The following is a 16,120-nucleotide window of genomic DNA, read 5'->3' on the forward strand; positions in this document are numbered from 1 at the left end:
TAGGAGAGGCGGGTGGCTAAAAATAAAGCGATAAATGCTGGTGTTGATGCGTTAACTGGTTTCGAATTTCAAAGAAACTGTGCTCTATACCTTCTATTAGATAATTTCAATGCTTTCGTAAATAAGAGTTTTTTTATTTGTATTGAACATCATGATGACTTTCTCTTTTGTTTTAAAACCGACTGCTTGAGTTATATTAACGAAGTTCATGCCTATCAAGCTAAGAAACTCAGCGGAAGAATATGGACTATAGATGCCAGATTCTCAGAGGTGGTATCGAAAATACTATTGGTTGGGGATAATCTTAGAAATGATTCTTTCGAAAAAAGTGAAGATTACAAGCACCAGTTAACATTTATATCAAATACAGAAATGGAATTAAAATATGCACCTACAAAGAAGCTTAAAAATGAAGGTGTTGTTGAACAGGTATCAAAGATAAACGAGCAGAACTCTCTCTTTTTATATGAAAAATTACACGAAAATATTAAAAATAAAATCGAAGAGAAAATTGCTGAGGTCTGTAGTGAAGAGTCTTCTGTCTTCCATCGACAAGAACTGGGCAATCTATTTATTCAGTGGGTAGATTTTCCTAGAACAGCGGCGAAGCAAAAAGAATCACTTATAGGACTAATGTCTAGAAAATTTCCGCATATAGTTGATCCGAAAGCGGCTATTGACGTAATACTTAATCTATTTAGGAACGTGGAGACAGTATACAACCAAGGGCAGGAGATACGCTTGCTCGATCCGGCAAAAAGGGTTGAAGGTGAGGAAGTTAAGAAGGTTATGGAAATAATTGACTCACAGCAAAAAGCATTCGATTATTGGCGAGCTGCCGCTCAACAATTCTCTGTGCAATTTAAAATACCAATGAACATACAGAAAAGACATAGAGATTATATAATTAATTCTTTTGAGTTACTCAAGGATATGAGTAATTATGATTATCAAATCATTAAGAGCTTTATTAGGGATAACGATTACACAACTCAGTATTATACTATTCAAGATATATTAAATGCATATGCTAAAGATATTAGAAAATATCACCCACTAAATCTGAATAATATTGATGTTTTCTTTGCAGTTCTTTGTTCGTATGTGGAATGTTATGATTAAGGAATACCATGAAGACAATTATCAGATTTGATAGACTTTTTGTTGCTTCTGAAACACATGGTTTATATTTTGACCAAGAGTTTTCACATGCAATAAATATAATTAGCGGATGTAATACTTCTGGTAAAAGTACTTTAATGCAGAGTATATTATTTACTTTTGGTATAAATGATGTTAAGGATGGGTTAAGTGAAATTATTAATTATAATCCTATATTCAGATTGGATTTTATTATTAACAAAGGTAAAGGGGAAGAGAAGTACACCATTGTAAGAAACTCAGGTAGCATATACTTAAGAGAAGTAGGGGGAGGCGTCATTAGCTTTCATGGAATTGATGCTGACACTCGAGTTGAACATATAAAGCTCAAGGAAAAATTATCTCTGCTTTTCGATTTTAATATGTTTTTAGAGCAAAAAGGAGAATTAAAAAAAGCATCAATAGAATGCATGTTTCTTCCTTATTATATATCTCAGTCTGTAGGATGGGTTTACTTGAGAGAGTCATTTTCTAATCTTGGCTTTTATAAAGATTTTAAAGACACATACCTTGATTATTATTTGGGTATTGAAAATAAATTTGACAGAGAACATTTCTATCAATTAAAAAAAGAAAGAACACAGCTTCAATCTCAAATTTCCTCATTAAATAAGTATAGTAATGAACCCCGTTTGGTTGTATCTAAATTATTAGACGAAGAGTTTGGTGATGAAGCTCAGAAGTATATTGATGGTTATATTCACTCAGTAGAGTTGTTAGATGGTGAACGCGATACATATACAAGTTTGTGTAATAAGTTATCATTGACTAGAAATCACCTGAAAATACTTAGAAGAACGAAAAGAAATATTAAGAGCCAAAGTTATAATAATATTGACCGTTGCCCAGCATGTACACAAATACTCCCATACTCTTTAGAAGGGCTATATAGTTTTTATCAAAATATCAATGATACAGATAAACTATTAGAAAAAATAAATGTTAAAATACAAGAGATTCAATCTGATATTAATGGTTCATTGACGAAAATTAAAAATCTTGAAATAGATATATCCATTAAGTATTCATATTTCATAGAAAAGAAATCACAAAACATTTCTTTTGATACATGGATAGACAACAAGGCAAATGTACGGCTTTTAGCTAATATGCATGGAGAAATAGAGGAACATACTGCAAGGGTTAATGACCTTAAATTATTAATCGATGGAATGGAAGAAGAACAGACCCTTTTTTTGGCTCGATTGAATAAGGAAAAAGATTTTAAAGATATATTTCAACAGTATCTTAATGAGATGCAATTATTCAATGTAAAAGAACCTAGATACACAGAACTATATAAAATAAATTCTTTCCCTTTCCAGGGTGTTGAGTTACACAAAACTGTAATGTCATATCACTTTGCATTAAATCATCTCATTGGTAAGACTGCTGAAATACATAGGCTTCCATTTATGCTTGATGCGATCCTTAAGGAAGATATTGATGATAGAAATTTTGATATCATATTATCTTTTGTAGGGAAAAACCTTTCATCAGATACTCAGTCATTTATATCTATTTCAGAATATACAGATGATGAATCGACAGGCGGTGGTGAGAAAGTCAGAATTACCAGAAGGGCTAAAGTTAAAGATATTAAAGAAAAATACTTTCCTGAAAGTACGAGTTTATTTTTCATTGGAGATGGGATAAATGAGAGAAGTTTTTTTTCAAAACCTTTGGATTTAAATTTCGATATTTATGTTGATACGTGTCAACTGATCGAATAATTTGATAACATTAATAGCTGACAAGTGGGGAATCCTTGTTAGCTATTAATATTACAATTTTTATTATCGCTCTGAGTATCCCTGAAAAGTGCGCTTTATATATTTGCTTATACTAATAATCATGCTATTGGAGTGTTTTTTGTATCCGCATTTGGTACTTATCGCTCACTAAATCTGACTAATATCCAGAGTCTAATGTCTATAGTATTTTAAATACATTTCAACAAAAAATCACGAGGTTGAATTTCACTACCAAGAAGCTGCTTCTTAAGTTCGTATATTAGGGTTATTTCGTTCTCAGTCAACGAAAAATATCCATCATAGTTTACGAATGAAAAAATTGATTCGCTGAGTTCTTTGATACCCATATCATCCTAATTATTTATCGTATTAATGTTTTTATTAAAATTTATTGTACTTATAGATGAATTTCATAATGTATGTGATTCTATTTCATTAGAAAGACCAGATATTCCATTCACTGTTCCCTGATAAAAAATCAAAACCTATATGGCAGCACCAGCCTTGCCCGAGTCAGTTTGTCCTGATTTGTTATGCATTTCTTCCGTAGACCTCTGAACTTTTTCTACTGGAAACAGCAGATCAACCACCAGTTGATACATATGGAAGACTACATACCAAAGAAGTAATGCTGATACTCCAAGTAAAACATATATATCTAATTGATCGAATTTTAAGAAATAAGTGGTTTGATAAAATTTTTGGAGAAATGCGCCCTCTAACAAAGAGCAGGCTGTAGAGGATACCGCGATATAAGTTCCAATTGTTAAAAATATATCTATTGGTAAAAAACCAACCTTGATAAGTAACCCAACGGAATCTTCTTGTGCTCTTATCTTTACCGAATGGGTAAAAACAATAACCATTATTGCTATATTAAGAGTTATTTTTAGATAACTATTTTCAAATATCAATCGCATTGTTCCCATAACATTTTCCTGATAAAAGTAAACAATCACAACCAAGACACCTAAAAATAAAATTGAAACTCCAGAGCCTATATCAAATTTTCTCATGACAGACTCCGGTTAAAGGAGGCTACTGCGTTTAATTCTTTTTTATCTGCTTCACTACCAAGAATAGCCCCTAATGCCCCCCCAATCAGAATACCCGGCACTCCACCGGCAAGCCCCAAAGCACCACCGACGATAGTTGAAAATGATTTATTATCGCTGGATTTCTCTGCATTCACTTGCGAAATATGATACGTGAAATCATCAACAGAAAAATATTCTCCCCCAAGTTTTTGAGCCAACTCACTCCTCGATGTGGCAACTAAATTTATGTAGCGTTTATTTCCATTGATATCTTCAATATATAGCTTCATAGTCAATTTTTTCTGCACGAGTAACCATTTAATGGAGGGCTGGGCGTTCATTTTATGAACACTATCGAACTTCTGTTATGACGCCTTAGTCATACTAAGTTAATGAATGCGAGGCATTATTACAATATGTTACTTGGGGTTTAGTGAAATAAATATCTAAAAAAGGTGCATATAGATACCAATATAAATATCGTGCTAATTATTGTAATTGAATTGATATCTTGGGTTTTTTATTGTCGGAGTTATCTTGAAAGCTCAAGACCTATTGAACAGAAGAATTCATATTCCTAATCATACATAACTACTGAAGGAAAATTACGGCTTCACTTATGAAAATGTTTGCACGATATGGGCTACCTTCCTGCAAAATGTAGCCCATCTGTGTTGAAGAGCGCTGCCTGAAAAAGCCCCAACGACAATAAAGGGGCTAAAAGGGTAGTGGTTACTGTTTCTTGTTTGCAAACTCAAACGGGCTAACCACACCATTGCAGTTCGCATCCAGAAAATCAGCCCACCATTGCAGCATCAGTTTGCGCTGGTCAAGATGGCTGACTTTATGGGTATAAGCAGATCTAACCGTGTTTTTCTCTTTATGGCTCATTTGAAGCTCGACTGTGTCTTCCGACCATAGTCCAGATTCTGTCAATGCACTACAGGCTAACGTGCGAAAGCCATGCCCACAAAGATCGGTTTTGGTGTCATATCCCATGCGCTGAAGGGCTTTATTGATAGTGCCTGAACTCATCGCAGAATCACTGTCGTAAAACCCGGTGAAAATAAATCCGTCACCCGCTTTTTCACCATAAGTGATCTGCTTAACCTCTTTTAAGATCTCCACGGCTTGCCTAGAGAGTGGAACAAAATGCTTTCGCTTCATTTTTGCACCACGGCCAGAGTATTTTACCCCCTTAACTTCCTTTCGTTGTTCAGGGATAACCCACAGAGATTTTTTGAAGTCGATTTCGTTCCATCTGGCGAAACGTAACTCACTTGACCTGACAAAAACCAATAATGTGAGCCTGATCGCTAATTCTGTTAAAAGACCCCGACCACGGTAGTCGTCGATCTTTTGTAAGAGATCGGGGATTTCATAAATCTCGATAGAAGGGCGGTGCGCTGTCTCACCTTTTTCGACGGTGCCTGCCAAATCATAAGCGGGGTTGTAACTGATGATCTTCTGTTGGACGGCGTATCGCATGATCGACGTTGTATACTGCTTCAGGCGCATGGCGATGTCGAGATAGCCCAATTTCTCAACTTTTCTGAGGGGGATGAGTAAATCGCTGGTATCAATATCTGATACATCACGTTTTCCCAGATCAGGCAGAAGATAATTTTCAATGCGTCTCCAGACCTTAACTTTGTAGTCTTCTGACCACTTGGTTTTGGTCTCTGCCCATGCACGAGCCATCACAGCAAAGGAACGGGATTCATCCTGTGCTCCTGGTTGATCCCTGATACTTGCCTTTTTCTTAGCGCCTGGATCAATCCCATTAGCAATCAGCTTACGCGCTTCATCACGACGCTCCCTTGCGTCAGTCAAAGAAATGGCAGGGTAAACGCCCAACGCTAACAGTTTTTGCTTCTGCGCAAAGCGATAGGAAAGTCGCCAGTATTTAGAGCCGTTCGGGTGGACAAGCAGGTGCATACCAAAACCGTCAGTAAGCTTGTATTCTTTCTCAAGAGGTTTAGCTTTTTTTACTTTGGTGTCAGTAAGTGACATAGATTCTCTTTCCTTTTTGTTGGTATAAGGAAAATCAAACCAGGACTACCAAGAAATCTACCAACAAAACTGTTGGATTCAGGTATTTTTCAGTGGATGTTAGTAGACAAGAGAAGAGGGGCAAGCAATTGATTAAATGCAAAAATGTAGACGCCCGTAGGCATCTACATTCTTTAAATTGGCTCCTCTGACTGGGATCGCCTTTGCCAGTAACTGGCTAATAAATAAGCTAAATCAGAATTGCCTTCCTGTCAAGACCACCAGAATGACCATCAATCGAAGCTGGTTATATAAAACTGATTTGAGCGGTTGCGTGCATTTGGTGATCGTTACTATGGTCATATCTACAAGGGCAGCCTACTCTGTGCCAGAAGCGGATGTTTCATCTGTTATCCCATCGGAAGTGTAGCACTGGTCAAACGATGTTTATGGGCACATTAGCGGTTCAATACCGCTCCACTTCTACAGAGGAAAACACTGCACGATTACATCTGAAATGTTAACTCTATCAACAAAATTAAAAATAATGGAATACGAGCTTGAAATTCCCAGTACAAAAAACGATGTAAGAGAAGCGCAGTACACTATTTTCGTACTAAAAAACGAGGAGATAGAATGCCTAATTACGTTATCAACAAAAATAAGCAAGCTAATGGTGATCATGAAGTACATGATGCTACTAATGGTTGTTCATATATGCCTGCTTCAGAGAACCAAATTTCTTTGGGCTATCATCCATCCTGCCAAAGTGCCGTCCTGGATGCTAAACGCCGCTGGCCGGGCTATAGAATTAACGGTTGCTACTATTGTTGTAAGCCATGCCACACTAGTTAAGAGATCCAAAAGCTCTCTATCGGGAGCTTTTTTTTAATTATGCTGGCGGCACTTAACGGTCTATGAGCATTTCTACCATAATCCGAACACACGCCCTCGATCATAGCTGATATAACAGTTCTCCACATTGTCCGCTCTGTGCTGTGAGTTCAACCGATGGATGCAACATACTTCTCCTCTCTTTCACCAACTGCTAGAGCCAGCCAGCGCCGCTTTCGAACAGGAGGACGATCCCCACCAGTCCGGTGGATAGTCGGCATAATAGAAGAATGGAAGCTGTCGAACATTCTTCTATTATGCAGGGAATCACCTTGCTTATATCTGTTCCGAATAATTGGCTTTTGTTCTGATGTGAAGTAAATGCTAGTTCTTCATTTCATGTCAACGTCCCCCTTTGTTAAGGATAGCGTTGCATCGTCCCATTGAACTCACAGCTCAGAGCGAGCACTAATAAACCGGAAGCCTGTCATACTGTAGACAGGCCTGCACTTGCCTATTTTAGAATAACCACGTTCGAGAAAAAAACTGATGATCAGCGAAACTGAGTTGTGAGAAAATATTATTGTTTATGAAAATATGAAATGCACCTTACTCAGTCAATATTGAGCTTTTGGGGTGCAATATATTTCATTGGTTTTTATATGTCTATTTAATAAACTTTAGGGCTATATGTTTTTTTTCTTTATTTATGATCAGCGGTGCAATAATAAAGGCAATAACAACCAGAATCATTACAGGCAACATTGCAAGGCGAAGTCCATTATGTTCACCAATAAAACCAAGCATTGGTGGCCCCACCAAGAATGCAACATAACCTAGAGTAGCTGCAATTGATACTCGAATTTGACTATTTCCTTTCCCTTCAGCTGCTGCAGAAATCGCTATAGGAAAGCCCAGAGACGCCCCCAATCCCCATAATATCACTGCAGCTACCGCAGCCTCAGGAAATGGGGAATAAATTACCATCAACAAACCGGCAGCTGCAAACAATGCACTCAGACGAACAACCATACTCTTACCCAGTTTTCTTATTACCGGACCTCCAGATAATCGTCCGATAGTCATTGCAAGTGTAAAACCTGCATATATAAGGGTACCTGAAGTTTCATCAAACCCATGCCCGTCTATCATCAACAAAGGTAGCCAGTCATTAGCAGCACCTTCTGCCAAGGCCATAGCAAGAACAATAAAACCAATGATAAGCAATTTAGGATCTTTGAGTTCTGTAAAAGCAGCTGCAAGACCAGATTTTCCCGTTTTCACTGTGCCAGAATATCGGCTATTCTGTGGTGCCTGTATTATTAGTACCAGTGCAAGTAACATATTAAAAGCTGAGACTAAGTATAAATGTCGTTCAATAGGTATCTGGTATGCTGTAAAAATCATGCCAGTTACTGCTCCTACAAAAGTACCAAGGCTAAAGCAACCATGAAGGGTAGTCATTAGGCCTCGGCCAATGGCTTTCTCTGTCGTTGCTCCTTCAACATTTATTGCAATCTCTGTCCAGCCTAGACCTACTCCAAAAATTACCATACCTGCAAATACAGAGAGCATATGCTGTTGGGTACTACTGACACCAATAACCATAAGACCTGCAGACAGCATAAGCAACCCAGTTAGTATTACTATTCTCGCGTGGAAAATAGAGATGAGCTTACTAGAACTGAGCACACCTAACATTGCACCTGAAGAAAATCCAAACAGAATAAACCCCATCTCTTCCGTTGAGGCAGATAATGTATCCCTCAGTGCAGGAGTTCTTGTAATCCAAGACGCTAGAGCAAACCCCGGCAATAGGAACAGTCCGCACAGGGATAATAAGCTCAGTTTCTGTAATTTCATGAAGACCTCTGAAAAAAAATACCGTACACCTGTACGACGCATATCGTCGTACAGGTGTACGGTTTTAGTCAAACTATTTTTTAGAGTTCAGCTTTATTTTTAGAGGAAGCGTTAGCAATGAGAGAAACACAACGACGAACCTCTTCTCTGGAAATCACATCGGGATTCAAATGACGATGTATAGTGAATCCTTCAATCATTGCATCAAGAGAGCTGGCTGTTTTAAGATCATAATGTTGGTATAATGCATCACGGGATTTATCCATCCATTCAGTCATGACCGTCTGGTATTGAGGCTGCCGGGAGGCAAAAGCATAGAGTTCAAAACTTAGTAGCATGTGACGGGGAGTCGCCCAAATGTCACCACAAATCAAATCAACTACAGCTTCGACGGCTTCATCGGGTTTGCGAGCATCCATCAAACGTTTTCGGAAGACTACTGCTATCTGAGAAACCATTTTGCGAAAAGCAGCGTCAAGTATCTCATTAATACTGGAAAAATAGTATGTCATCGTACCAGGGGATACACCTGCTTTGGTTGCTATACGCCTGAAGGTCGCGCCAATGACCCCTGTATCGAGGATTACTTCAAGCGCCGCATCAACAATATGATCTTTAGTTGTTGAGCCTGTTTTAATTCCATTCATTGGATATATCTGCCCCATAGCCATTAACTAGCAACAAGCATACCATAGAAATCTAATACAAAAGTCTATCCATTTAACTAGTTGATTTAATTGGATAATTTAAATATACTATATGTTTTATTCTGTAGCCCCTGATAAGAGATTTCGGTAACTGTAGGAATCAATGAGTTTTCATATATTAAAAAACATCATGAACGGTTAACAAATTTGATGGCATACCTATCCGTAAGACTAATGATTCCTAGTTAAAACAAACAACCTATTACTACGAAAATGATCATTTAAAAACGTTGAAAATCGTCAGGAAAAGAGTATGAATAGCTGCATCATAGAATTCTTCAAAAGACACAGAGCATGAGAAATCTATATTTTCTCCAACTGTGGAACAATTTATATATCTTATATGTGAAAGTAATGAGTAGATTTCTACTAAGAAATTATCAGGCTTAAATAAATATTAACTGACGACTATGAGAGGTTAAAAAATTGAAAAATAATCTACATAATTAATAAAACTCGTATTATGACTAAAATATTAAGTAATCAAACTGAAAGTATTGGATCCGGGTTAATACCGGATCCAAGCATTAATAGTATACCATGGTTTATTGAGATTCTATAGCCTATACGCTTTTAGTCATTTTCTTTTCATAACCAAATATAACTGTAAGAATTGCGCCAAGTAATAATGATGTAAATGCACCGATAATAAAGAAATGCATCGGTTTCTCAGCGGGTATAGAAAACAAATTATGGAATACTAGTGCTGTCATCTTAACGTTAAAGAATCCATTAATAGCACCGCCTGTAGCTCCAGCAATAATATAAATTGGAATAAGACGTTTATATCTTAATAAAATTCCATAAAGAATTGGTTCTGTTACACCCGCAAGCATTGCTGTGACAGCAGCAGAACCTGATAAAGCATTTAGTTGTTTTTCTTTACGTGAACGAATCCAGACCCCTATTGCGATTCCCATAAGCGTATAAACAGATGCAGCCTCGCCTATAGCACCTATAGGATCACCTCCAGTGCGAATATTCTCTAATTGGATTGGTGCCAGCCCCCAATGGAGCCCGAGTGCAACAAGAAATTGATAAGTAGCACCAAGAAATGCACCAGAAAGAATACCGTTAAAATCAATGATTTTTGTAATGCCAGAAGCAATAAATCTACCAGCATCAGTACTGAATGGTCCAAAAAAGAGGATAGTTAGAGGGACGACTATCACCATTGCTAACATAGGGACAAGGAAAAGCTGTAAGTCTTGATGTATAATTCTTTTCAAGAATTTTTCAAGATGAGCATAAATAAAAATACTTACAAATACCGGAAAAACATTATAAGCATAGTCAAGTGGAAGCATCGAAATCCCAATGAATGTAGACTCGGTACTTGCTGTAATTAATGACGTAAAAGTTGGTTCTAAAAGTGCGGCTCCGATTGCACCAGAAACGAATGGATTCACTTTTAATTTCATACCAATAGTAACACTGAGGAAAACTGGTAGAAAATAAAATATTGAGTTTGAAGCTGCGAAGAGAACTTTATATGTTGGTTGCTGTTCTGTTAACCATTCTAATAATATTGCCATTGTTAGAAATGATTTAAGAATGCCTGCACCACAAAGTGCAGGAAGCAAAGGTGTAAAAGCACCTGAGATTAAATCAAGAATATATGGGATTACTTTTACTTTATTTACTCCTTTGTCATTATTTTCTTCAGTTGATAATGAAATATTGTTTAAGGTTGTATCAATTAAAGAAAAGACTTCTGAAACATGTTGTCCTATAACAACTTGGAACTGGCCGCCGCTATTGATAACCGCCATAACGCCATCCAAATTTTTAATCTTATCCTGGTGTGTATGACTATCATCTTTGATAGTGAAACGTAAGCGTGTGGCACAATGTGATACTGAGACTATGTTATTTTTACCACCAACATATTCTATAATATCATTCGCTAGAATTGAGTATTTCATATTATTTAACCTTCAAGAAAGGCAGCGTGAGCTGCCTTAGAAATTTAGTATTTTACTTCAGCGCTTAAGTCTGAACCATTTGATTCAATTACTTTTTTATACCAGAAGAAACTTTTCTTTCTAATTCTTGATAGATCACCTTCGTTATTCTCATTTCGATTAATATAAATTAATCCGTAACGCTTTTTAAAACCTTCATGGGTGCTGACAAGGTCCATTGCTGACCAAGGACAGTAACCGAAAATATCAACACCATCATTTATCGCCAATTGAAGTTGCTGTAGATGCTCACTCAAATAAGAAATTCTAATATCATCATGAATTTTATTGTCATCAGTGAGTGTATCATAAGCACCTATTCCATTTTCAGTTACAATGAGAGGCAGGTGATATCTGTCATGTAGCTCTCTACAAGTTATTCTAAAACCTATAGGATCAATGAGCCAATTAAAATCATTAATAGCTAGATTTTTATTATCAACGGGTACAAACGTTGAATCGTCTACTCCGGATATATTATCCTCAAGGAAATGACGTTGTTCTCCATGGCCATCACGACTTTCAGATGCAGTAACAGAATAATAATAGTTAAAAGCAATAAAATCAGGCTTACCAGACTTAAGAATCTCCTTATCACTCTCTGATATATCTGGTGTATATCCCATCTTTTCAAAAAACGCCCATGCTATAGCGTTATATTCACCATGACAAGCAAGATCAAGGTATAACCAGTTTCTTATAGCAGAAAAATTTTGAGCAGCCAAATAATCTTCTGGTTTGGCTGATGCAGGATAAATACAGGATATGTTTGGAGCAGGGCCTATTTTCCCATTTATTACTAATTTATGACATAAATTATATACTTTAGCCTGCCCTACAGTCATATTGTGATTTTGTTGATACAATTTCTTGAATTTATTCTCATCATTTTGAGAACTTGTTCCTATAGCATCTCCTTGAAGAATCATCATATTCTGCTCATTGATAGTGAGCCAATATTTAACGCGATCGCCGAATTCACGAAAACATACTTCAGAATACTCTAAAAATGCATCAATGGTCTCTGGGTTTGACCATCCACCATTTTTTTCTAGTGAAAGAGGTAGGTCAAAGTGATATAATGTTACTAGTGGTGTTATTCCTTTCGAAATTAGTTCATTTATAAGATTATTATAAAAATCTATTCCTTTATAGTTTATTTCACCACGTCCATTAGGCATTATTCTTGCCCACGATATTGAGAACCGATAAAGATTCATTCCCATTTCAGAAAATAGAGCGATATCTTCTTTATACCGATAATAATGTTCACTACCAACTTTAAAATCTGATATACCCTCAGAGAACTGAGCTGAATCAATTACAGACAGACCCTTACCATCTTCATTCCATGCACCTTCACACTGATATGCAGAAGTTGCAGCCCCCCAATAGAAATCTTGTGGAAATGGCTTTAAATTATCAAATTTCATTTTCCCTCACTTCGCCGAGCATGGCAGTAATTAATATTCAAACCTGAAACTATCGTGTTAGTTATGCGTAAACTAATCCAATAATTTTAAGTTGTGAAATAAATCACATTTATCGCAAAGGAAAAAACAAATTGTTTTTTATTTAAACATTTTTTCGTTATTTAATAACATATATTTTTATGGCGTATTACGCATGCGACAAATAGTTTCAACAATATATAAAACCGGGATCTGGCTAGTAATATTATAATCATCATTAAGTTTTGTTTGCTTCATGTTATAGCTTATAGATGATAAAGTATTCGTAACTATTGATGATGATGGATTACTTGTTATACACATTGTATTTATTCCTGAAAACGTAAATCTTCGAGCTAATCCCACTACCTCTGGGGTTTCTCCTGAAACAGAAAGAAAAACAACTAACCAATTTTTATAAAAGTTTACATCAATAGGAAAGCCCGGATCATTAATAAAATGCGCTGTGATTCCTACATTTGAGAGAACCCTTGCACTGTACTCTGAAAGAATTCCTGATGTGCCTAAACCGATGAATAAGACAGCTTGGCTATTATTAATTTTAGTATAGAAATCATTTATAGAATTGCCTAACTCTAAGTTATTAGACACTCTAAAAAAACCCAGCAACTCCTCTGAAAATATTTTACCTTTAGAAAAATCATTATTTTTGAAATGCTCATTTAACTTGTTTTTAAATTCCTTATATGATCCACATCCCAATTTATGACAAAATTTGATTATTACTGTCGTGGAATAACCACATAAAGAAGAAAACTCTCGGATAGTCATGAATGGAATTTTTGCATGGTTTTTTATAACAAAATCATACACTTCCATTTCTTTGTCTGAAAATTTTTTGACCCTATCTTTTTCGAACATCAGCTATCTCGCATGTTATTAAATGGAAGTATTAAAGAATCAACATAACCACATAATTTAAATGTTGATACTATAAAATCAACTATATTGTCTTCAACCTCAAAATACTATGAGTTCAGGTCTGAACTCATACCATTAAATTCAACCCCAAACCCATTTCACCACTGCGTAGTAAGGGGCGCTACGCCTGCCTATGCAGAGTCTGTTTTGTCTCCCGCGTGATTTCTGTACCCGTATCAGCTTCCGGCTAATCGTTTCCCAACACAACCCGTCCCGCAAGGGTAAATGGCACGCATTCTGCGCCCTTGCGTGCCGGAACGATGTCGGCAAAGCGAACCGTCAGGCGATACGAAGACGAAATTCACACCACTGACGGAGAAAAAACATGACGACTTCCCTGCATACCCAGACTAGCGCCCCTAACACCGCAGCGGCGACCAGCGTATCCCCGCTGGAGCAGTCAGGCTCCTCAAAAACGAAATTTTCTAAAACCAAAACAGATATTTATCAGACCGTCACCGACAGCATCATCACCGCGCTGGAAGCTGGCGTGAAGCCCTGGACGTGTCCGTGGCAGCGAGTGCCGGGCATGTCTGGTTTACCTTCCAACTTTGCAACCGGTATTGCGTATAGCGGAATGAATATCATGCTGTTGTGGTGCAGTGCGTCAGAACAGGGCTTCGGTGATCCACGCTGGATGACCTACAGACAGGCGCAGGCAGTAGGCGGGCAGGTTCGCAAAGGCGAACACGGCACGACAGCCATTTTCTATACAACCTTAGAGAAGGAAAACGAAGACGGTGAAATCGACCAGATCCCGATGCTGAAAACTTTCAACGTGTTTAACGTTCAGCAAATTGACGGCTTGCCTCTGACAACTGAAACAGTCAGCCCGGAAGCAACCTTTGACCCGTTGCCGGAGGCTGAAAATCTGTTCCAAAAGAGCGGCGCAAACATCATTGAGAAAGGACAAAACGCCTTTTTCAGACCCTCAACCGATGAAGTCTGGCTACCGGAGCGCCATCTGTTTTCAGATGCAGCCAATTTCTATGCTACTGGCCTACATGAGCTGGTTCACTGGAGCGGTGATAAAAAACGACTTAACCGTGAAATGAAAGGGAAGTTTGGCAGTGCAGATTATGCGGAGGAGGAATTAGTGGCGGAGCTGGGAAGTGCTTTTCTGATGGCGGATTTGGGGATCATCGGAGAGGTTCAGCATGAAAGCTATATTGCCTCATGGCTCCAGGCTCTGAAAAACGATAAGCGCTATGTTTTCAAAGCGGCCAGCGCCGCCTCAAAAGCACATCGTTACCTGATGGATAAAATTTGAGTCGGAGATGATAAGCCGCAAAGGAGTGCGGCTTTAACCTTATTGCGGAGCGGCAGAATGACAGAAGTCTCAGGGAGATTAATTTCCCTGCGAATTTTCTGGGCATTCGATGCCCGGAAAATTCGCAGGTTGCGGGTGTGGGCGGCAAAGAGCCCGCGCATCCCGCAAGCGGCGTTTGTACATCGGTGATTGCTGTAAACGGCGGCTCAGGTATGACGACTGACTGTGAAGTTTGCAGGACTGCAACGGTAGCCGGGCCTGTTTTTGGTGTTATGATAAGTGTATTATGCCGTGTAATATGCACGTATTTCATGCAGGAGAGAAACCATGACCGCGAAACAACGCAACACGCAGAGCGTGACAATGACAGTAGAGCGAGCCTTACTGGTAAGAGCGCGTGAAGCGGGTATTAACCTGAGTGCTACTCTGTCAACCGCACTGGATGCGGAGCTTCGCCGTCATGAAGCGAAAAAATGGCAGGAAGAAAACAGGGAGGCTATCGACGCATTAAATCGTTTTCATGATGAAAATGGCTGTTTCAGTGATGAATACAGGACGTTTTAACTACGCAATTTACCGTATACGGTAATACTGGGAAAAGCGCCGTTTATCCGCTGTTGCTCGATGTCACGAGCGATATTATTGGGAAATTGAATCGTCGGATAGTGATCCCATTGCTCCCTATTGAAAAGTATCCGGCAGGCCGCCGACCGGATCGGCTTGTCCCCGTCGTCAGGCTGACGGACGGCAAAGAATACGCCGTAATGACCCACGAGCTGGCCAGTATCCCTGTCCAGGCCCTGGGCGCGGTGTTTTGTGATGCTTCGCAGTACCGTTCTCAGGTAAAGGCTGCAATAGACTTCCTCATCGACGGGTTCTGACGTTTCTTTCTATGCTGTTAAACAGGCATGCCTTTAATCGTGGCTTGCGGGCATCTGTTCAAGTTCGTCTATCGTGCGGAAGAGAAACATCTCCTAGTTTTTCGCATCAAAAGGAACCGAAATTCCGTTCCTTACCACCGTCCTGATACTGTCAAACAGTCTAACCAGACCGCTGCTGTTAGCATCCAGAAAATTAGCCCACCATTGCAGCATCAGACGGCGCTGTTCAAGGTGCTTGGTGACTTTACTCTCTGTCCGCTCCGT

At 38.4% G+C, this 16,120-nt stretch carries 13 protein-coding genes and 2 pseudogenes; 5 read left to right on the forward strand and 10 right to left on the reverse strand.

What is annotated here, in order from left to right:
• The first annotated feature begins 12 nt into the window (after positions 1-12).
• Complete coding sequence (locus ACIPUG_RS13150; protein WP_400338712.1) at positions 13-1,122, forward strand: dsDNA nuclease domain-containing protein; 1,110 nt, start codon at positions 13-15, stop codon at positions 1,120-1,122.
• Between the two features lie 8 nt (positions 1,123-1,130).
• A complete protein-coding gene (locus ACIPUG_RS13155; RefSeq protein ID WP_400338714.1) occupies positions 1,131-2,894 on the forward strand; it encodes a hypothetical protein in 1,764 nt (587 codons plus the stop codon).
• Between the two features lie 506 nt (positions 2,895-3,400).
• On the opposite strand, the gene ACIPUG_RS13160 is transcribed toward ACIPUG_RS13155, so the two are convergent.
• The 9 genes and pseudogenes from ACIPUG_RS13160 to ACIPUG_RS13200 form a co-directional block, all read right to left on the reverse strand.
• The gene (locus ACIPUG_RS13160; protein ID WP_400338715.1) at positions 3,401-3,931 is read right to left on the reverse strand and encodes a hypothetical protein; all 531 of its coding nucleotides are present in this window, start codon (positions 3,929-3,931) and stop codon (positions 3,401-3,403) included.
• Complete coding sequence (locus tag ACIPUG_RS13165; RefSeq protein WP_400338717.1) at positions 3,928-4,242, reverse strand: hypothetical protein; 315 nt, start codon at positions 4,240-4,242, stop codon at positions 3,928-3,930. The genes ACIPUG_RS13160 and ACIPUG_RS13165 overlap by 4 nt, the downstream gene beginning before the upstream one ends.
• Before the next feature lie 442 nt (positions 4,243-4,684).
• Entirely contained in the window at positions 4,685-5,965 is a 1,281-nt protein-coding gene (locus ACIPUG_RS13170) for a tyrosine-type recombinase/integrase (protein ID WP_400338719.1), read from the reverse strand.
• A gap of 1,007 nt (positions 5,966-6,972) precedes the next feature.
• Positions 6,973-7,161: pseudogene (locus ACIPUG_RS13175) on the reverse strand (IS30 family transposase); the annotation flags it as partial.
• A gap of 283 nt (positions 7,162-7,444) precedes the next feature.
• Positions 7,445-8,641: an MFS transporter gene (locus ACIPUG_RS13180; protein WP_039320401.1), complete on the reverse strand. Its 1,197-nt coding sequence runs from the start codon at positions 8,639-8,641 to the stop codon at positions 7,445-7,447.
• A gap of 80 nt (positions 8,642-8,721) precedes the next feature.
• Positions 8,722-9,288, reverse strand: coding sequence for a TetR/AcrR family transcriptional regulator (locus ACIPUG_RS13185; RefSeq protein WP_052051620.1), 567 nt, complete (start codon positions 9,286-9,288; stop codon positions 8,722-8,724).
• Between the two features lie 623 nt (positions 9,289-9,911).
• On the reverse strand, positions 9,912-11,273 hold the full coding sequence (locus ACIPUG_RS13190) for a PTS transporter subunit EIIC (protein ID WP_400338721.1): 1,362 nt from the start codon (positions 11,271-11,273) through the stop codon (positions 9,912-9,914).
• Positions 11,274-11,317: 44 nt separating this feature from the next.
• Positions 11,318-12,745 (reverse strand): glycoside hydrolase family 1 protein, encoded by a 1,428-nt coding sequence (locus tag ACIPUG_RS13195; protein WP_010284508.1) that lies wholly within the window; start codon positions 12,743-12,745, stop codon positions 11,318-11,320.
• Between the two features lie 177 nt (positions 12,746-12,922).
• Positions 12,923-13,645 (reverse strand): MurR/RpiR family transcriptional regulator, encoded by a 723-nt coding sequence (locus tag ACIPUG_RS13200; protein ID WP_400338722.1) that lies wholly within the window; start codon positions 13,643-13,645, stop codon positions 12,923-12,925.
• Positions 13,646-14,030: 385 nt separating this feature from the next.
• On the opposite strand from ACIPUG_RS13200, the gene ACIPUG_RS13205 reads away from it, so the two are divergent.
• From ACIPUG_RS13205 to ACIPUG_RS13215, 3 genes are all read left to right on the forward strand, one after another.
• Positions 14,031-14,975: an ArdC family protein gene (locus ACIPUG_RS13205; RefSeq protein ID WP_039558369.1), complete on the forward strand. Its 945-nt coding sequence runs from the start codon at positions 14,031-14,033 to the stop codon at positions 14,973-14,975.
• Positions 14,976-15,302: 327 nt separating this feature from the next.
• Positions 15,303-15,539 carry a type II toxin-antitoxin system CcdA family antitoxin gene (locus ACIPUG_RS13210; protein ID WP_012769207.1) on the forward strand — a complete coding sequence of 79 codons (237 nt, stop codon included), beginning with the start codon at positions 15,303-15,305 and terminating at the stop codon, positions 15,537-15,539.
• Positions 15,524-15,856, forward strand: coding sequence for a CcdB family protein (locus tag ACIPUG_RS13215; protein ID WP_400338848.1), 333 nt, complete (start codon positions 15,524-15,526; stop codon positions 15,854-15,856). The genes ACIPUG_RS13210 and ACIPUG_RS13215 overlap by 16 nt, the downstream gene beginning before the upstream one ends.
• Before the next feature lie 93 nt (positions 15,857-15,949).
• On the opposite strand, the pseudogene ACIPUG_RS13220 reads toward ACIPUG_RS13215, so the two are convergent.
• Positions 15,950-16,096, reverse strand: a pseudogene (locus tag ACIPUG_RS13220) (mobilization protein mobC); the annotation flags it as partial.
• Positions 16,097-16,120 lie beyond the last annotated feature (24 nt).

Origin of the sequence: Pectobacterium sp. CHL-2024 (assembly GCF_044751765.1) — a bacterium.
Taxonomy (GTDB): Bacteria; Pseudomonadota; Gammaproteobacteria; order Enterobacterales; family Enterobacteriaceae; genus Pectobacterium; species Pectobacterium brasiliense.